The organism is Corynebacterium genitalium ATCC 33030, assembly GCF_000143825.1.
GTDB classification, from domain to species: domain Bacteria; phylum Actinomycetota; class Actinomycetes; order Mycobacteriales; family Mycobacteriaceae; genus Corynebacterium; species Corynebacterium genitalium.
The window spans coordinates 910,669-929,212 of record NZ_CM000961.1 but is presented as its reverse complement, the minus strand read 5'-3'; the positions used below and the strand labels follow the sequence as shown (position 1 = coordinate 929,212).

Sequence of the window (18,544 nt, the reverse complement as noted above, 5' to 3'; positions counted from 1 at the left end):
TGCGCTATTGTGCCAAAACTCTGCGCGAACGACCCACTATTAGGTGGGAGAAAGTTGGCTAACTACTCAACGTACAGCCGCCCGTTCGCCCGCCCCACCCGCGCGCCGGCGACATCGACAGGCCCTTGTCCGCGCCACTCAACGCACAGCTTATCGACGCTTCCTACCTGCCCCCCACCCAACTCAACCCCGTAAGTTCGTAACCACGCCCTGATGCGGCGCTGCCGGATCGGAGCGGGGTCGGCGGCGAGTTCAGCACAGTCGTTCGTCGGGCTGAGGTCGTACGCTTCGTCGATGAGCGCGTTGTCAGCAGCGATCCGCTCTGCCGTTTTCGCCAGCGGTGCGGCGGCGTCCCCGCCGATGAGGTCACCGAGGGCGGGGATGATGGACTTCCGGACGGCGACTCGTCGATAAGCGGTGTCGTCGTTCATCGGGTCGTGCCACGGCTGCAGGCCCAGTTCCTCGCACGCGCCGACGGTCTCCGCCCGCCTGATTTGAAGGAACGGCCGTACGAGACGGCCGCTGGCGGTTTCTGTCACCGGCGACATCCCCGCCGGGTTTCCGCGCAGAGCACCGAGGAGCAGCGTTTCGGCCTGGTCGTCGAGGGTGTGGGCAACCCATACGTCGCTGCCGTCCGCTTCTGCCTCAGCGAATAACGCCTGGTAACGAGCCTCGCGCGCAGCCGCTTCGACGCTTTCCCCCGGCGCGGTCTCCACCTCGACCCGCACAATTGTGGCCGTGACCCCGAGGGTTTCCGCCGCCGCTCGAGCCTGCTCCGCCACGCTTGCCGACCCCTCCTGCAACCCGTGATCCACCACCACCGCCCGCATGTCACAGCCTTCCGCCGCCGCAGCAGCGACCAACGCCAAGGAGTCCGGCCCGCCAGAGAGGCCGATGACGGCCGAGCGCGCAGTATCGGTGTTGGATCGCACGGCGCCGGTATGAGCTCGCACGGCGTCGGCATGAGCTCGCACAGCGCGCCGGCACGCGAGGAAGTGCGGTGAGACCCGCGGCCAAAACGGTTCAACCGGTGGCATCAGGCCGCCCCCGAACCCGATTGACTAGAAACAAACGACTGGAATGTTCCTTCTGGGCTCATATTTCCGGCATTCTAGTCACCTGTTTCTAGCTAACCGGGATTTTGAGGGGCGCGGAACGGCACGTAGCCGAAGGCCCGCCCCAGCGCGGCCCGCACCGCCGCCCCCCGCGCGCCCCGCGCCGCCCCGGCCCTGCGGCGCCCGGCTAGTACTCCCGCAGGGTGGAAGCGAACTGGTCGAGGGCGGCGCGGGCAGCCAGGACTTCGGAGTCGTTACTGATCATCGCGAAGGTGTACACGTTGCCCGCTTTGGAGGTGACGGTGCCGACCAGCGCGGACGTCCCTGTCAGCGTTCCGGTTTTGGCGTGGACCCAGCCGCGACCGGAGAGGTCGCCGTACCTGTCGATAAGCGTGCCGTCACCGCCGGCGACAGCCAAGGTGGTTAGCAGGTCGCGCAGTTCGTTGGTGGAGGTAGCGCGCACCATGACGTCGTCAAGCAAGCGCGGAGGGATGAGGTCGAAGCGCGACAGTCCCGACGAGTCCGCGAGCGTGACTCCATTGATGTTGAAGCCGTGCTCTGTGAGCGCATCGAGCGTGGCCTGCGGCGATGTACCTCCGCGTGCGCGGGCGATTTCGCGGCCGATCGCTTCCGCCATGACGTTGTCGGAGTCCTTCATCATGTCGCGCAGACGCTCGGTCAGCGGCGGCGACTCGACCGTGGCCACGACTTCGCCATCGGCTGGCGCGGGACCGAAACCGACAGTCTCCGCCCCCACGCGGTCGGCGATGCTTTGCGCGACGTCGAGCGCCGGCGTGTGCGTGCGCGGCACGTCACCAACCGGCTCACCGAGACGCCCGCCGTGCACCATGATCGGCTCCATCGGCGCGATGTAACCGCCGTCGATGTCCTCCGGGTCCCAGCCCGGCATGAACGTCTCCTCGGGCCAAATGCTCTTGTCCACGTACACGGCAGATGCGGAGCCGACCTTCGCCGCGAGTTCATCTACGTCGCTCGCCGTGAGCCACACGTCGCCGGCTGCCTTGATCGTCACGGCGTCGCCTTTGCGCAGCACCTGCGTGCTCACAGTCGCGTCAGGCTCCAGCGTGTACAGCGCAGCGGCCGCGGTGAGCAGCTTCGTCGCGCTCGCGGGCTGCAGCGGCTCGCCCGCGCGCTGCTCGAAAACGGTCTTCCCCGTCAGGCCGTCGCTGATGCGCACATGCAGCGTCCCCAGCGCAGGATTCGCGGCTTGCGCCGCGAGCTTATCGACGAGCTCCGCCCCATCAACCCCCTCCGGCGACGCCTCCTGCACCGCGAGCGGGGCAGGCTGCGTCATGCTGTAGGCCGGCGCATGGGTGAGTTCCCCCAGCTCGTGCTGAACCCACACGCCGGTGCCGACCACGCCGGCGACGGCCACCAGCGCTGCCGCGCCGACGGCCCACGGCCACTTCTTGTGCTTCTTGTCGCTGCCCATCAGAAACTGATGGTATCGCGACAGAGGCTATTTACTACTTAGAGCCCTTGTACAGGACCAGGAGGCTGCTGAGAAAGGCCCACACACGGCCCCAAGCCAGCGCGGCCTCATCCTTGCTCGCGTCACCGTTGTCCGAGCTCTTGTTCGGCTTGTCCGGGGCAGGCTTCTGCTCAGGTGCAGGCGCTGGTGCCGGCTTCTGCTCTGGAGCCGGTGCCGGCTTCTCTGCCGGAGGAGGCACAGGAGCACCCGGGTCAACCGGTACCGGTGCCGGCGCGGGCGCTTCCGGCGCCGGAGCGGGCGGTGCCGGCGGAGCGACAGGCTGCGGTGCCGGAGCTGCGGAGCTCTTCATCTCGCGGACGCTGCTCCCGAGGATCTGCGGGAAGTCGTAGTTGTAGTGATCACCGCTCACCAGCTCCAGCGTGGTGTTGTCGAAGCCGGTCCGCTTGTACTCGGTTTCAGAACGCTCCGCTGCGTGGCGGGCAGAGAAGGTGGGCTGCTCCCGCAGCCAGGTGTCGTTGTGGCCGACAACCCAATCCAGTTTCGTGCCTTCCTTACCGGGCGCCGGCGGGTTAACGGAGTAACCGCCGATGCTGCCGCCACCGATCATGGTGAAAGAGGTGTTGTCGGGCACCCAGGTGGTGTCGTCGAGCATCAGGTGACGGCCGATGAACTCGGCGCCACCGGAGTATCCGGCGACCTCGATAGCCGGGGTCTGCAGCGTGTTCAGGTACTCGCGCACGGCGTCGCACCAGGAATCGACATCGCGGGTCCGCCACCAGGAGTCCTGGTTGTTCGGCGGGAGCAGGAACAGGCTGTCGACGTTTTCGTTCTTGACTTCCTCGGTAATTTTCTGGATGAAGTGACCATCCGGCGTGGTGTAGCGACGGGTGCCGTCACCGTTCAAGAACACGAGTGTTCCCTCATTGCCGTCGGCTGTTTTAAAAACGGGGATGGTCACCCCGTTTCGTGCGGTGTAGTACTGGATGTCGTTTGCAGCAGCAGTTGGCGCTACCAGGGCCGATAGCGTGAGAGCGGTCGCAGAGATGACAGCGGTCAGACGTTTCATAGCCACGTGATTCCTTAATCCAGGGTTAGAGGACACACCTATAGTATTAACGCTTCGCAACTTTGCCATAACGAGACCATAACTTCCAGTGGATTTTCAGCGCTTTCTCCGGAAACGGGCCCCCGGCAACCACCCCCAACCCGCGTTCGGACAGTAGTAAAGGAAGAAATGACGGCCACCAGCCCGCGCAGGCTACGATGAAGACTCCCCCTTGGCGAACTGATTTCTCAGTAGTCCTGGTGCGGAGCCCTGTTCTCTGAGCTTCTACGCTGCGCTTCGTCGACGCGCCGTGAACGCTCCGGTCAGCAGGAGCACCAGCCCAAACAGCATCTGCGCGTAGACACCGTGTCCACCGGTCTTCGGAAGGGTGCCTCCCTTCGTGTTGGCGACCTTCATGGTCACCTGGACCTCGTTGCCAACCTTGGTCTGACCGAAGTGGGTCACCGGGAACGTCTCGATCTTGTCCGGGTCAGCCACTTCTCTGCCCGTGCGATCATCCTTCCCAGCAAGGAGGTAGAGCTTCGTTACCTCCTTATTTCCCTCTTTCGCCGTAGCGACGCGGAAGTACACCGGTTCGCTCAGCATGACATAACCATGGTCGGCTGGTTTCGTTTCCCGTAGCTCGTAGCGTCCGGTAGCGAGCTTGTCCCAATGGAACTCACCCTTGACGGCACCCGGAACCGTGATCGGTTTCTTTTCACCTGCGTTGTCCTTGTCCAGGCCAGTAAGTGCGAACTGGGCACCGTCAAGGCTGATGGTGTTGTCCATGGAATCAACCTTATTGAGCTTGAACTTGAACGGTTGATCGGCCGGCTTGGCTTGGTAGTACACGATGCAGTGGACTCCCGAAACTGGAACATTGGTCAGTGAGAAGTCATTCGTCAGACCATCGTCCGTCGTGTTCTTCGGGTGCTGGGCGGGGTTTCCCCCAGCGGGGAGGTTATTAACCTCCACCGGGGCACCCCTAGGGTCGAAGCACTGGGCGCGCTTACCGCCCTCAGCATCCATGCGGACCCAGCCTTCTGGAATCTTCGAGGGGTCCTCGCGGATTACGACCTTCGGATACGTAGTTTGCTTCTCAAGGGCAAACTCGGACATATAGTTGTCCCTGCGCCTGTTCCAGGCATTGGGAATCTTGTCTTCGGTCGTTACACGACCACTTGGGGGCGTCTCCTCAGAGTGGAACGACCATTGGCCAGACACCGTCTCCTCATTCGTCCCTCGAGTGTTTTCCGGCGTGGGAGGCCCATTGGGGTCCTCTCCTTCGTAGAACCGGCGCTCGACCGTGATCGCACATGTATTGAGGGAGTTGATGATTGCCTGCTGCATCACCGCGCTGCTTTCAAACTGGGCGAAGTCCGCTGCACGAAGACTGCGTTCGCGACCCTGGTATCCACTTCCGCCAGAAATTGCCTTCAAGTTCTCGTCGGAAACAGCGAGCTGATCATCTCGGCTGGTAATCACGCCCCTCCAGTTGGAAGGGATACCCACGGCCACGATGCGCGTACCCTGGGCTTTCACCATATTGGCGGCGCCGATCGCTCCCTCAACGTCGCGAAATTCGGTCGCAGACCCGTCAGCAGTTGAGAACCGCATCCTTACATCAGCGAAAGCATTGTCCTTTCGTACCGTTGGATTTCCATCAGTAATCATATAAACGACGTCGTACCGGTCGCTCGGATTCTGTTCGTTATATTGCGCTACCTGATATAGAGCTTCTTGCCAGTTAGTGGCCTGCCCCTCACGTTCGGTGGGAATAGCAAGCCCATCTACCCATTTCTTAATCGCGGCTTGACCGCTTTGCGTGCTCACACTGACCGGAGAACTGAGGTTGGATCCATTTCGTTTAGCGGGTGAGTTCTCAGCGAAGTTGAACAACCCGAGATTCGTATCAGTGCCCTGCAAACGAGAGGCCACGGAGTTAACTACCCCTTGAATGGTTCTGAGCCCGTTCGATCCCATACTTCCCGAAAGGTCAACGACAAGTGCAACGTTTAACCCGCAACGCTCAGGCATTGCGGGATTATCGCGCACCTGCTGAAAGACACCGAGTGAGCTGCGTTTGTTTGGCTTTAGCAGACTTCCCGCGTCGACCTCGTACATGAATGCCGCTGAATCGCCTAACCCTTGCCAATCTGCACCGTAGTTACCGTCATTTCTTTTTAGATTAACCCCGAGTAAAACGTAGATCCCTTTTCCAGATAAGGAGTGGCGTAAACGTAACGCATGGCATCCCCTGTAGGAGTCCAGGTATTGCCGGAGCCACCAGTTCTCAAAAGCGGTTGAACCGTGTACCCCGGAGAAGCTTTAGACATACCAATCCAGTAGTAAGGTCGAGCATCCCCACCGGTAGTAGAAATGTTGAAAACACATTCGCCGTTTGAATCAGTGGTGCACGTTGCCCACGGCTCCTTGATCGGAACGAGGGGGTCAGTACTCGTCATCTCAGAGTGAGCCTCCGAATTGCCGAACCTACCGTCGCGCGGTGCGTAAAGCTGCAGCTGCGCCCCCTCGCCGGCGGTGAAACCGTAGGTACTCGGCAGTCGTCCCGGCACCCGAGTGGCACCGTTGCCGTTCTGCTCCCAGTACGCTGCGTTTCGGCCGGAGGGTCCGTAGATCTGATCGCCACCGACCTGGACGACGACTCGCGCGTGGCCTGCCGGGACAGCCCCGTACTCCGGCGCGAGACGAGCGCCCGAATCAACAGCAAGCGCGGTGCTGTTCAGCGTGAAGGCATCGGCAGAACCTGTGTAGAGCTCCCACTTGTACCTTCCACCTGCCGGAGTTTCTTCCGGCAGGTGCACCGTCATGGAGACTGTGAACGATTCGGGTAGGTCAATCCCGTGGGTGTCGACAGTGATCAAGTCACCGGTGACATCACTGGGAATGTCGACCGCGTAGTCAATGCCGGCTTCCGCGTAAGAATCTAAGTCCGGGTACTCGAACACCTCGGCCTTGTCGTCACTGAGCGACACACCGTTCACGGTGATGTCCTCAACCCACTGAGTGGGAACATCGTATTGGTTACGGACGAAAGAAAGACTGTCCAGGGAGATTGTCTGGTCGGGGTCCTCCAGGCCGGTAACTTCAATCTCCGAGCGCAACTCGAACTTCTGGGTGCCAGCCTCACTGGCTCCGACGTGTTTGAACGTGGTGTCGGCGCTTAGGGAGGATGCGTCGTTAAGCGTGCGCGCACCTTGAACTTGAGCAATCCTCCCGTCGGCCCGCTCCTGTAACCACGGAGTGTCGAGCGGGCTAGGTGACAGCTCGGCCTCGCCCTCGGGATGTGGTTGAGCATCAGCATTCGACTCGCCGGAAACCGCGGCGGGCACGGCATCCTGCTCAACCGCCAGGTCCTGGGCTTGTACCGGGGCCAGAGGCATGACAAGGGCAGCGGTAGCGACGACAACTGACAGCTTCACCGCCGTCTTTCGGCAAAGGTTCTTCAACTGCGCTTCTTCCTCTTTGTCATGAAAACTCCGAGACCGATGAGAATCAGGCCGGCAATGATGCTGAGCACAACGTTCGCGCCGGTCGATGCTCCTACCCCTCGCGGCAGCTTAGGCCCGTCTTCAGACGGTTCCTCCGGCGGCTGTCCCGGAACTGGGCTGGTTGAAGTTGTGGGGGTCTTGCTCGGTGGCGGTGCACCTGTGGTCGTTGTGGACGGTGTCGTCGTTGTCGGAGGCACCACTGGTGGAGGAGTCGAGGTGGGCGCCGGCTTCACGACGACAATGTTCTCGTGCTCGAACTCCTCCCCCATAGCGTCGGCCACCGGGAGCACGACCCAGCGCGGCGACGAGGTGAGATAGTTGTGCTCGGTGTCCGGCCGGATCTCTTCGAGGAGGTACAGGCCGGGTTTGAGGTCCGTGAACGTCGCGACGCGATGAGCGTTCGTTTTCTCCCTCGCGACCTCGTAACGGTTGATCGCATCCCATTCTTCTTGGGAGCGGACGCGGCTGGCTTCTTTGCGCCCCTCATCCGTAGTCACATCGAAATCAGGCGCCTGGTAAAGCACGAAGGTGATGCCGGTGAGATCGCCTGGAGGGAGCGCTCCGGGGACTGGATCATCGAAGGCGTTGAACCCCTTCTTGCGCACTTCAAGCGTCATCCGTTCATCGGCGCTGACCTGCGATCCGTTCAGAGTCCGATCGTTGCCCGTCACAGGTCGAATCTGCGCCTCCGCGACCCCGCTGGACATCGCGCCCAGCACGATCATCACGGCGGCGCCGAGCGCCACCCCTCTAGACTTCATCGTCCGACTCACCTTCGACGTCAGTTTCAGCATTTGCAGCCTGCTTTTGCTTACGCAGCCACCAGATGATTCCGATCAGTGCTGCGGCCGCGATCGCGAGGATGAGCCACATCCACCACTGCATGAGCTTGGTCGACTTGTCGAACACATTCTCTTCCGACGGATCCATCGGTACTCGGTGTGCATGCACGAGCAGCCGGTGCGTGTTGACGCCGTACGGGGTACAGGTGATCAGCGTCACCAGATCCTCCCCGTCGCGCGCTTTCAAACTGTCGGTTTCGTCCGGCAGAACAACTTCGATGTCGTGGACCTCATACTTCATCGCGCGTCCGAAGGTGTTGATGTAGATCGCGTCGCCTTCCTTGACGTCGATGAGGTTGTCCCAGAGCGTCGCGTTGGTCAGGCCGGTGTGGCCCGTCAGCACGGTGTGGTTGCCTTCCCCGCCGATTGGAAGCGCGGAGCCGAAAAGGTGGCCGATGCCCTTTTGCAGCACCTCTTCAGAACTGCCGTGATACACCGGCAGGTTAGAGTCAATCGCCGGGATAGCGACCTGGGACATGGCCGGGTAACCGCTGAGTTCCTTCAGATAGTCCTGGTACTCGACGTTGTCTTTGGAAATGCGCGCGAGCCACGGGTCGAGGATTGGCCCGTCGGTGTGCGTCTCATTGTAGTAGCGGGCGGATTCGAGGGCGCGCTCCATGGCACCCGGGTCCTCCTGTTCACCGTCCTGAATGTCGCTTTGGTACTCATCGACGGCGCGCTGCTGCAGCCAGTTGTTCCATTGCGTGGCGAACACCGGGTATACAAGCACGGCAAGCCCCAGCAACATGATCAGCAGCGGCATGAGAACACGGCGTGATCCAGCCGGCTTGGCTGCGCCTTCCTGGCCCTTATCGACTGGCACCAGCGTTGACATCGACTCTCCTTGAAAAATGGGTGGGGATACTTTGTTTTCGCTTATCGACGCCTCCCCACGTGGGTGCGCCCACCCCCGCCCGACCGCTCAAAGTCCGGCGGGGGCAACAGGTTTCTCAGTGATCCCTGTTGGGGTTGAATTACCTAGCACTTAGGCAGTCTTGCGGCGTGCGGCGTAAGCACCGCCACCCAGAAGTGCCAGACCAGCCAGGATCAGGGCAATGACACCCATGCCACCGGTGCTCGGCAGCTGCGGGATGCCACGCTTGACGTTCTCAACAGTCGCCGACTTGTTGAAGACGTACGTGGTTCCGCCGTCAGTCTCACTCGTTGCGGGACCCTTAACCTCAGAAACAGCGAGTTTGAGCTCAATCGGCTGCACCAACTTGGTGTAACCGGACGGAGCCTCAGTCTCCTTCAGGCAGTAGGTGTCGGTGATGGTCTCAGTGTTGTTCTGCAGATCGGTGACGTGCAGAGAATTGATCACGAACTTGCCCTGAGCATCGGTGACCAATTCACCAGTGTTCACCTTGTTGCCGTCGTTAAGGTCAGCGGCCGAGCATGTGGCGTTCTCGCCAGAGATCTTGTGCAGCTCGAACTTGGCGCCCTCGAGCTTCTCCTGGTTCTCACCGGTCTTGACGATCTGAACTGCGCCGAAGTAGCTCTTGGTCTTGGACGGCGGAGTGTCGAACGGCTCGTCCTCGTTCTCGCTGCCACCCGTCGGCCTCGTAGTACCGCCAGTGTCGGCGCTGTTGATGACCTCGCCGTCCTTCAAGCCCTTGCCGTCTGCGTTCTGTGCCGCGGTCTTGGAGATCTTACCGCTGAGCACAACCTCAACCTTCGCGCCCGGGTTGTTCTTGATCGTAGCCAGGCCTTCTCCGGTGAAGTTGACAACGATCTTGGTGTCGGCGTCCGGAGTATTACCCTGTTCATCAGCAGCGTTGATGCGGGCCTTCTCTGCGTCAGTCATAGGCGCAGCAGCTGCGGACCAGCCGCCATTCAGCGGCGTACCGTCAACACGCACCTCGGTGACGTCGAGCGAGTCGAACTCATCGGCCTTGTGGTAGTCACGCACGCTGAAGGAGGTCACCTCACGCCCTGCCGGAGGGGTCGGTGCGGTCGCGTTAATGGTGTAGGTCACCGCGTGGTCGCCGTCAACCGGGTGCTGGTTCGCATCGACAACCGTCTTCTCGGTCTTCGTGGTGGTGTTCTTTGGGTAGGCGTGGACAGTCTTGTTCCACGTCTTATTGGTTGCATCCGGCATCGGGGCGAAAACGATGAACGGAGCCGAGTTGATGTAACCAGCCGGAGTCTTCGTCTCGGTGATCAGGTACGCACCTGCAGGAAGATTCGTGAACGTCACGTCACCGCCCTGAGTCGCCACCGGATTCAGGTAGTCACCAACAGCCTCGGTGCCGTATTTGTCCAGCTCGACACGATTCACGCCGTCCGCAGTGGTCTGCAGCTTAACAGCGTTAGCGAAGCCCTCATCAGTGGTCATGTCGATCTTGACACGCTCGATCTTGAACTCAGCACCATCAAGTGGATTGCCCGGGGCATTGGAAGCAGAACCGTCTGCATTCGGGGTACCGGTTTCGGTACCGGCACGCTTGTGGACGATGATCGTATTGTCCTTTTTGAGGACCTTCTCATTGTTATCGTTAACGGTGTACAGGTCGGAGAGCTGCTGCGCCTGCGCGACCGGCGCAAAAACTGCCCCGGCCGAGCCGGAGAATGCCAAGCCTGCCGCAAGGGCGATCGCGGCGGTCTTCTTGGTGAAGGTGTTTGCCATGTGTGTCTGCCTTTCAGAGACGTTAGTTGTGTGCCGCCCAGCAGGCTTGCCGGCGGCAGGCGGTGCCAGGAGTTTCATTGGGCTTAGTCGAGAAAAGGTCCCGGCCAGACCCAAATGTGGGATGGTTCCTAGCGCCCTTGCGGGCATGTGCTCCTGTGAAGAATACTTTTGAGAGACAATGCAGTTGACAGCTATCTCCCCGGACTCTCCGAGCAAACACACATATTAAACCCATTACTTAACGCGTCAACTTTGAAGGGTCAACTAACCCGTTTGGACGTAGTCGGGTCCCTCTTTTGGGGTTAGCCGGTGAGAGTGGCTATCAGCGACTGCACTTAACAGCCACACGAATGGGGCGCGCTACGATGGTGGACGTAAAACCGATCAAGCACCACCAAGGAGCAACCATGGCTGAAGTGACCATCGAGATCCCGAAGGGTTCCCGCAATAAGTACGAGGTCGACCACGAGACTGGCAAGGTCTTCCTTGACCGGTATCTGTTCACGTCCATGGGCTACCCGCTGGACTACGGCTTCATCGACCACACCCTGGGTGATGACGGTGACCCGTTGGATGCCCTCGTAATCACTCCGGAGCCGGTTTTCCCGGGTGTCATTGTCAAGGCTCGCCCGCTCGGCGTGTTCAAGATGACCGATGAGGCTGGCGGCGACGACAAGTTGCTCTGCGTGCTTGACGACGTCCGCTACGACAACTACCAGGACATCAACGACGTTTCCGACTTCCTGAAGGACGAGATCGAGCACTTCTTCGTCCACTACAAGGACTTGGAGCCCAACAAGGACGTCACCGGTTCCGGCTGGGGCGACAAGGCTGAGGCGGAGAAGATCCTCGAGGCAGCCATCGCCAACTACAAGGGTTAAACCTAAGGGCCTAAAGCCGAGAAGGGGCTCAGCCGCAGTGGCTGAGCCCCTCTTCTCATCAAGCGCTAGGCGCGAGCCCTACGCCCGGAGTAGAACCCGGCCGATCCCATCATCACCGCGACCAGCACAGCGACCATTGCCTGAGCGGCATCATTGGAACCGGTCTGCGCATTGACACCGCGGTCGGTGGTGGGCTTGTCATCATCGCCCACAACACGCACGCCTGCTGTTTCCGCAGCCAGCGGGTCAGCGGCCTCGCCCGGGTAATTGGGATCTTCCATTTTTTCGAAGTGTTCCTGGGCTCGCTTTGCCTGCTCAAGAACCTCGTCGGCATTAGCGTTGAGCACACGTTCAGAAGCTTTACGCTCCGCTGATGTCGGCTCTTCATTCACGCGCTTGGCATCGAGAAGGTAAGTGGACCCGTCCTTGTTCAAGTGCCACTCTTCACCGTCGAGCTCGAGTGTCAGGGGCAGAAGGCCAAGAGTATCGGTGACTGAACGGGACTCTTCGGCCACGGCACCCTGGCCGACGGCGAGTGCCAGTGCGCCTGCCACTAGAAAGGGAGCGATAGCGGAGCGGATGGTGGTGCGACGCATAGTTCCTCCAGCTTCTAATCAATTTCTCAGCTACCACATTAACCCCTAATGCCCCCGTGCGCACTATGCGCGCACATTTTCTCCGGACACAACCTCTTGAAGTTGCCACCCCACCACCGCATTACGCGTTGATTGCTGGAACGGATTGTTTGGTTGCACACAGGAGATAGTCAACAGCCGTCCTGGCATTGGCGCGTCGCCCCAGATCTCCGCAGCTTGAGACAGCCCTTCTTTCTCCGGGCTGTGGAGGTCGGTCGCCTGGTATTTCAACCATTTGTCACCCGATTCCTCGGTACGCAGATATAGCGCGTCGCCGGGAGCGACGGTGTGACGGTCGGCTCGCACGTCATAGAGTGCGTCGAAGACCGCGGGCACGCCGGCCGCCGCGTGTCCGGCGATGACCACAATGTCATCGGCGTTCGTGCCCGGCAGCGAGTAGGGTTTGTCCTCCGCAGTGAACGCACAGGCTTCGGTGAGGGATGCAGGATCGATGGCCCCATCCATGAATCGACAATCGGCTTCCTCAAAATTGGCGTTCAAACCGATGGAGGGAATGGTCATCTCAACAGGTCGCGACACCGGGATATCCTCACCCGCGACCTGGTTTTCCTGAACCACGGACGGTATTTGCGACTGCTCTTGCCACGCTTCCATCTCCCGGTCGTGCTCGCTCGGCACGCAAGCGCGGATGAACGCAACGACAAGGAAGAGGAGGATGAGCACGGCCCCCCAGCGCCGCATTTTGTACACCCACATCGGCTTCGGCGGGTACTTGCGCGGGGGTGGAGCGGGCCGCGGCTGCACCGGCTTGCGCCGGCGGTCGTCGTTACGCTGCCCAGTCATACAGGGAACTTTACATCTACACTGGGCGCATGCAGTCAGTTCAGGTCACCGATGTCCCCAACGACGCACAGCTTATCGACGTCCGCGAGCCCGACGAATTCGCCGACACCCACGCCGCCGGCGCCGTCAACCTGCCCCTGTCCAACTTCGCCGTGCTGGCGCAGCAGATCGACACGACCGAGCCCGTCTACGTAATCTGCCGGTCCGGCGGCCGTTCCGTTGAGGCGTCCCAGTACCTCGAGGAGATCTTCGGCGCGGATGTCTACAACGTCCTCGGCGGCACACAGGCATGGGTCAACGCTGGCCTGCCCACCGAGTAGCCCCTCCCATCTTCGGTTAGCTAGTTCCAGACGACTAGAACGTCGGTTTCTGTGCCGAAAAACGAACAATCTAGTCACTTGCATCTAGCTAAGCGCCGCCCCGGCGTGCAGCTCCCCGTTAGTCCCCCACTTCAACGATGGGCGTACCCCACGGATGCTAGATTGGGTACATGCCCGAATCGCTCGACCTTCCTGACGCTTTGCTGCAGTCGCCGTCTTTCCAAATCGAACGCATCCGCCGCGCGACTAAAGACACGGTGGAGACCGAGCTGACCAAGCGCGGCACGACCATGCGCGAGTTTTGGGTTCTCACCTGCACGATGACGCACGCTGCCAGCCAGACGCAGCTGTCGGAACTTCTCGCGATCGACGCTTCCGACATGGTCCGCCTGATCGATTCGTTGGAAACGCACGGTTGGGTCGCCCGCGAGCGCGACACCAAGGATCGTCGCCGGCAGATCATCATCCCCACGAAGAAGGGGCGCAAGATCCAGACCGATCTCGCATCACTCGTGGCTTCCGCGGAAGAGCGCGCGCTTGACGACGCTTCCAATAAACAGCTCAAGCACCTCCGCAAACTCACCAAAGCCATCCTCAATGGGCACGATGCTCCTGCCGCCGCTGGAGCAGGTGCCGCGACTGAATAGGCCGCTACTCAGGAAGCCGCTACTCGCCTCGGAACTCAGGGGTGCGCTTCTCGGCCACAGCCTGAGCGGCTTCGCGGATATCTGCCGAATCCCAGGGGGCTTGGCGGGCGGACTCCAACTCGTCCTCACTGAACGGCTCGCCTGACGCGTGCGCGAACTCCATCTTCACGTTGCGCACCGTCAACGGAGCTTTGGCCGCGCATAGCTCTGCAAGAGCGACGGCGAACTCGGCGGAATCATGGGCCTCGCTCCCCACGCCCGGGAGCTCAAGCCGCGGGAACATCGACGGCCGCACAGCGAAACCTGTGGCCTCCGCGTCGGCGGCGGACATACTCGCGCCGGCGAGCAGCATCGCCCGCGCCCATGATCCGCCCATCTGAAGTTCAAAGGACTTCACCAGGACGTCGTTGACGCCGATCGCCATGTCGGCCACCGGGACCATGAACCGCGCGGTCGGAGACACGACCCGCAGGTCACACACGGCGGCGAGCATCGCCCCCGCCCCGATCGCGGGGCCATTCACGTAGGCGATGACGGGAACGGGTGCGCGGCGGATCGACATGAAGAGCGACTCCATCGGGGGGTAGAACTCGCCAACATCCCCGCCGCTCAGATCCGCGCCGGAGCAGAAGGCGGAGCCGGCGCCGGTGATGAGGATGGCGCGGGCGTCGATAAGCGAATCGTTCAGCGCGCGCTCGAGTAAGGTGCAGACTTCCGTATTGAGCGCGTTGCGTTTTTCGTCGCGGTCAATGGTGAGTTGCGCGACGCGCGGTGCCGGGCGGGAGACGCTAATAGTCACACCTTGAGACTAAAGCCCCCGGCCCGTCCGCACAATGGGAAATTAGTCCCCGATCTGGTCGCGGCCGCGCTTGACGATCAACGGGTCCGGTTCGCCCACAACATCGTGATCCTTGTTCGTGTACTCAAACTTGGACAGGATGTAGCGCATCGCGTTGATGCGGGCGCGCTTCTTGTCGTTGGACTTGATGGTGATCCAGGGGGACTCGTCAGTGTCCGTGTAGCGGAACTGCTCTTCCTTGGCGCGGGTGTAATCGTCCCACTTGTCCAGGGACGCGAGGTCCATCGGCGACAGCTTCCACTGGCGCACCGGGTCGACCTGGCGGATGGCGAAGCGGGTGCGCTGCTCCTTCTTCGTCACCGAGAACCAGAACTTGGTCAGGGAGATGCCGGAGCCGAGGATCATGTTCTCCAGCATCGGCACCTCGCGCAGGAACTCGGCGTGCTGCGACTCGGTGCAGAAGCCCATGACGCGCTCAACGCCGGAGCGGTTGTACCAGGAGCGGTCGAAGAAGACGATCTCGCCGCCAGCCGGGAAGTGCTGGATGTAGCGCTGGAAGTACCAGGAGGTGGACTCGCGCGGGCTCGGCTTCTCCAGAGCCACGGTTCGCGCACCACGCGGGTTGAGGTGCTCATTGAAGCGCTTGATGGTGCCGCCCTTACCGGCTGCGTCGCGGCCCTCGAAGATGATGATGTGACGCTGGCCGGTATCCTTCGTCCAGTTCTGCCACTTCAGCAACTCAATCTGCAGAGCACGCTTGACCTTCTCGTACTCGTCCCGGCTCATGCGCTCGTCGTACGGGTAGTTCTCACGCCAGGTCTCAATCGGGGTACCGTCCGCCTTAAGGAGCACCGGGTCATCTTCGTCAGAATCGTCGACGTAGTATCCCTCGGTCTCCGTCAAGTCGATCATGGGCATGTCATCATCGTTTGCCATGCGGTCGAGTGTAGTCGCGCACGGGCAGGAGCGCTCGGCATGCATTTCGCTTATCGACGCCCCCATCTCATTCCCAGCGAACCGTGCGGAGCTGCGGAACCGAGGCGCGGATTTATTACAGCACGTTAGTTGATACCTCTATCAGTTCTGCTGCCTGGTTTGGGTGATATTGACATATCTATAAATTCGGTCGCATGAATTTGAGTTTGCTGACACATCTATTAGCCGCCATGCATGAATAGCCTGAGGAGCTGGGTGTCAAAATGCAAAAACCCTGTCGCCGAAGCGACAGGGTTAGTGAATCCCGCTCAGACGGGAAGGAAGCTACTACGGGAGCAGCTTGAGGAGCTTCTCAGCACCCTCAGCAGCGTCGACGAGCGGCTTGATGAACTTGAAGATCGGCTCCCAGATCTTGCCGAGACCCTCTGCGAACTGGGAAGAACCTGCGAAGAATTCCATTGTTTTTCTCCTGTGATGTGTTAGGGCTGGTGGGTGAAATTAGTTGTTAGAAGACAGGGAAGACAGCGGCTCGAAAGCGCCCTTCAGCTTCTCAGCGTCGTTAGCGAAGAGGTCAGCGATGTCCTGAATCGGGTTGCCGCCGAAGAAGTCGGTCAGGCCGCTGATGACCTTGTCCCAGCCCTTCCAGGTGTCCTGGAAGTTGGACAGGTGGGTGATGATTTCCTTCACGTCCATGTGAAAATCTCCTTGAGTTCACCGGCTGACGCCGGATGAGGTTTCTGGTGTTCAGACACCCCGGTCGGGCGTCACAAGAGCAATATTGCCATAGATCTCACAGCCGTCAACACATGCAATTCATTGCCATGACCAGCACACTATTCCTTAAGCTCGTCTTAAAACATTAACAGTTGGTTAAGTGATGGCGGGTATGTCAAACTACCTGCATATTTTGATCGCCAAAAGTTTACTTCTAGGCGAACAACCCCTCAGTCTGTAACGCGTTTTACCAGGCGTTCGATATGCCGAATTCAGCAGGAAAATTCTTTTCCTAATAGTTTTTCCACCCCTATTCCGGGGGTGTTTCACAGCTTTACTCCAGCCATACAGACCCACCGCCCAACGGGATCTCACAGCGCAGCGTTGCTGAATCGAGATGTAAGAAGCCTGCTGGTCGCACGCAAAATCCCCACCGTCCAGGCTTGCGCCTAGGGGTGGGGATTTTGTGGGACGGGGGAGGGCGCGTCGATAAGCGAGCAAGCTCGCTTACATCATGCCGCCCATGGCCTCTGGGTCCATTGCGGGAGCTGCGGGCTCCGGCATCTGCGCGACGACAGCCTCGGTGGTAAGGAAGAGGCCAGCGATGGACGCAGCGTTCTGCAGTGCGGAACGGGTGACCTTCGCGGGGTCGGCGATGCCGTTGGCCAGCATGTTGACGTACTCACCGGTGGCGGCGTTCAGGCCCTCACCAGCGGGGAGGTTAGCAACCTTGTCAGCGACAACGCCCGGCTCGAGACCAGCGTTGAGCGCGATCTGCTTCAACGGAGCGGAGAGGGCTTCGCGGACGATCTTGACGCCGGTAGCCTCGTCACCCTCGAGGCCGAGGTCGCCCTCGAGCTCCTTGGATGCCTGCAGCAGGGCCACGCCACCGCCAGCGACGATGCCCTCCTCGACAGCAGCCTTGGCGTTGCGGACAGCGTCCTCGATGCGCAGCTTGCGCTCCTTGAGCTCGACCTCGGTGGCAGCACCCACCTTGATCACAGCGACACCGCCGGCGAGCTTAGCCAGGCGCTCCTGGAGCTTCTCGCGGTCGTAGTCGGAGTCGGAGTTGTCGATCTCAGCGCGGATCTGCTTCACGCGGCCCTCGATCTGAGCCTGGTCGCCAGCACCCTGGACGATGGTGGTGTCGTCCTTGGTCACAACGACCTTGCGTGCCTGGCCCAGCAGGGAGATGTCAGCGGTGTCCAGCGACAGGCCAACCTCCTCGGAGATGACCTGGCCGCCAGTGAGGATGGCGATGTCCTGCAGCATTGCTTTACGACGGTCGCCGAAGCCCGGCGCCTTCACAGCCACCGACTTGAACGTGCCGCGGATCTTGTTGACCACGAGGGTGGACAGAGCCTCGCCCTCTACATCCTCGGCGATGATCAGCAGCGGCTTGCCGGACTGCATGACCTGCTCCAGAACCTGTAGCAGCTCCTTGACGTTGGAGATCTTGCCGGACACCAGGAGGATGTACGGGTCCTCCAGGACAGCCTCGCCGCGCTCCATGTCAGTGGCGAAGTAGGCGGAGATGTAGCCCTTGTCGAAGCGCATACCTTCGGTGACCTCGAGGTCCACGCCGAACGTGTTGGACTCCTCGACGGTGATGACAGACTCCTTGTTCACGGAGCCGTTGCCGACGGCGTACATCGCCTGGGCGATCTTCTTGCCGATCTCCGGGTCAGACGCGGAAATGCCGGCGGTGTTAGCGATCTCCTCCTCGGTCTCGACCTCCTTGGCGGAGTCGAGCAGGACGGTGGAGACCTTCTCGGCCGCAGCCTGGATGCCGCGCTTGATGCCCATCGGGTTGGAGCCGGCAGCGACGTTGCGCAGGCCCTCACGGACCAGTGCCTGAGCCAGCACGGTTGCGGTGGTGGTGCCGTCGCCAGCGACGTCATCAGTCTTCTTGGCGACTTCCTTGACCAGCTCAGCACCGATCTTCTCGTACGGATCCTCGAGCTCGATGTCCTTCGCAATGGTCACGCCGTCATTCGTAATCGCCGGCGCGCCCCAGGACTTCTCCAGGACAACGTTGCGGCCCTTTGGGCCCAGCGTCACCTTCACAGCGTCAGCCAGGGTGTTCAGACCCTGCTCGAGGCTGCGACGTGCTTCCTCATCGAATGCGATCATCTTTGCCATGTGAGTTTGTTGCTCCTCTTTTTAAGGTGGCTGTTTTTTGCTTTACGACGCCACTCTCACGCCTCAAAGTCCCAACCCGGCGCCCGCGACGGCACGGCTGGCGAGTGCTGCTCGGGCGCGTTGTCTTTAGCCC

The 18,544-nt window shown here is 60.9% G+C and carries 18 protein-coding genes; 3 read left to right on the top strand and 15 right to left on the bottom strand.

The window, feature by feature from the left end; all coding sequences use genetic code 11:
- Positions 1-62 precede the first annotated feature (62 nt).
- The 8 genes from tilS to HMPREF0291_RS04270 form a co-directional block, all read right to left on the bottom strand.
- Entirely contained in the window at positions 63-932 is an 870-nt protein-coding gene (gene tilS, locus HMPREF0291_RS04305; RefSeq protein WP_005288513.1) for a tRNA lysidine(34) synthetase TilS, read from the bottom strand.
- Positions 933-1,242: 310 nt separating this feature from the next.
- Positions 1,243-2,508, bottom strand: coding sequence for a D-alanyl-D-alanine carboxypeptidase/D-alanyl-D-alanine endopeptidase (gene dacB, locus HMPREF0291_RS04300; RefSeq protein WP_005288511.1), 1,266 nt, complete (start codon positions 2,506-2,508; stop codon positions 1,243-1,245).
- Between the two features lie 34 nt (positions 2,509-2,542).
- The gene (locus tag HMPREF0291_RS11955; protein WP_005288508.1) at positions 2,543-3,574 is read right to left on the bottom strand and encodes a hypothetical protein; all 1,032 of its coding nucleotides are present in this window, start codon (positions 3,572-3,574) and stop codon (positions 2,543-2,545) included.
- A gap of 264 nt (positions 3,575-3,838) precedes the next feature.
- On the bottom strand, positions 3,839-5,677 hold the full coding sequence (locus HMPREF0291_RS04290; RefSeq protein ID WP_005288506.1) for a VWA domain-containing protein: 1,839 nt from the start codon (positions 5,675-5,677) through the stop codon (positions 3,839-3,841).
- A gap of 59 nt (positions 5,678-5,736) precedes the next feature.
- Complete coding sequence (locus HMPREF0291_RS04285) at positions 5,737-6,996, bottom strand: hypothetical protein (RefSeq protein WP_040423488.1); 1,260 nt, start codon at positions 6,994-6,996, stop codon at positions 5,737-5,739.
- Between the two features lie 23 nt (positions 6,997-7,019).
- A complete protein-coding gene (locus HMPREF0291_RS04280; protein ID WP_005288500.1) occupies positions 7,020-7,826 on the bottom strand; it encodes an LPXTG cell wall anchor domain-containing protein in 807 nt (268 codons plus the stop codon).
- Entirely contained in the window at positions 7,816-8,742 is a 927-nt protein-coding gene (locus HMPREF0291_RS04275) for a class C sortase (protein ID WP_005288498.1), read from the bottom strand. Before HMPREF0291_RS04275 ends, HMPREF0291_RS04280 begins: the two co-directional genes overlap by 11 nt.
- Positions 8,743-8,892: 150 nt before the next feature.
- Complete coding sequence (locus HMPREF0291_RS04270; protein WP_005288497.1) at positions 8,893-10,533, bottom strand: SpaH/EbpB family LPXTG-anchored major pilin; 1,641 nt, start codon at positions 10,531-10,533, stop codon at positions 8,893-8,895.
- 407 nt (positions 10,534-10,940) lie between these two features.
- On the opposite strand from HMPREF0291_RS04270, the gene HMPREF0291_RS04265 reads away from it, so the two are divergent.
- Entirely contained in the window at positions 10,941-11,414 is a 474-nt protein-coding gene (locus tag HMPREF0291_RS04265; protein WP_040423486.1) for an inorganic diphosphatase, read from the top strand.
- A 65-nt stretch (positions 11,415-11,479) separates the two neighbouring features.
- Here the strand turns inward: HMPREF0291_RS04265 and HMPREF0291_RS04260 are convergent, their stop codons facing one another.
- Together HMPREF0291_RS04260 and HMPREF0291_RS04255 are read right to left on the bottom strand one after the other, a co-directional pair.
- The gene (locus HMPREF0291_RS04260; RefSeq protein WP_005288492.1) at positions 11,480-12,010 is read right to left on the bottom strand and encodes a hypothetical protein; all 531 of its coding nucleotides are present in this window, start codon (positions 12,008-12,010) and stop codon (positions 11,480-11,482) included.
- A gap of 63 nt (positions 12,011-12,073) precedes the next feature.
- A complete protein-coding gene (locus HMPREF0291_RS04255; RefSeq protein WP_005288490.1) occupies positions 12,074-12,853 on the bottom strand; it encodes a sortase family protein in 780 nt (259 codons plus the stop codon).
- A 29-nt stretch (positions 12,854-12,882) separates the two neighbouring features.
- On the opposite strand from HMPREF0291_RS04255, the gene HMPREF0291_RS04250 reads away from it, so the two are divergent.
- Both HMPREF0291_RS04250 and HMPREF0291_RS04245 read left to right on the top strand, forming a co-directional pair.
- Positions 12,883-13,173: a rhodanese-like domain-containing protein gene (locus HMPREF0291_RS04250; RefSeq protein ID WP_005288488.1), complete on the top strand. Its 291-nt coding sequence runs from the start codon at positions 12,883-12,885 to the stop codon at positions 13,171-13,173.
- A gap of 170 nt (positions 13,174-13,343) precedes the next feature.
- Entirely contained in the window at positions 13,344-13,820 is a 477-nt protein-coding gene (locus tag HMPREF0291_RS04245; protein WP_005288487.1) for a MarR family winged helix-turn-helix transcriptional regulator, read from the top strand.
- Positions 13,821-13,839: 19 nt separating this feature from the next.
- On the opposite strand, the gene HMPREF0291_RS04240 is transcribed toward HMPREF0291_RS04245, so the two are convergent.
- The 5 genes from HMPREF0291_RS04240 to groL all read right to left on the bottom strand — a co-directional run bounded on the left by HMPREF0291_RS04240 (position 13,840) and on the right by groL (position 18,411).
- A complete protein-coding gene (locus HMPREF0291_RS04240) occupies positions 13,840-14,619 on the bottom strand; it encodes an enoyl-CoA hydratase-related protein (protein WP_005288453.1) in 780 nt (259 codons plus the stop codon).
- A gap of 42 nt (positions 14,620-14,661) precedes the next feature.
- Positions 14,662-15,555, bottom strand: coding sequence for a polyphosphate kinase 2 (gene ppk2, locus HMPREF0291_RS04235; RefSeq protein ID WP_040424180.1), 894 nt, complete (start codon positions 15,553-15,555; stop codon positions 14,662-14,664).
- Positions 15,556-15,882: 327 nt separating this feature from the next.
- On the bottom strand, positions 15,883-16,014 hold the full coding sequence (locus HMPREF0291_RS12120) for a hypothetical protein (RefSeq protein WP_005288450.1): 132 nt from the start codon (positions 16,012-16,014) through the stop codon (positions 15,883-15,885).
- Between the two features lie 39 nt (positions 16,015-16,053).
- Positions 16,054-16,248, bottom strand: a complete 195-nt coding sequence (locus tag HMPREF0291_RS04230) for a hypothetical protein (RefSeq protein ID WP_005288449.1) — start codon at positions 16,246-16,248, stop codon at positions 16,054-16,056.
- A 528-nt stretch (positions 16,249-16,776) separates the two neighbouring features.
- Positions 16,777-18,411, bottom strand: a complete 1,635-nt coding sequence (gene groL, locus HMPREF0291_RS04225; RefSeq protein WP_005288447.1) for a chaperonin GroEL — start codon at positions 18,409-18,411, stop codon at positions 16,777-16,779.
- Positions 18,412-18,544: the final 133 nt, after the last annotated feature.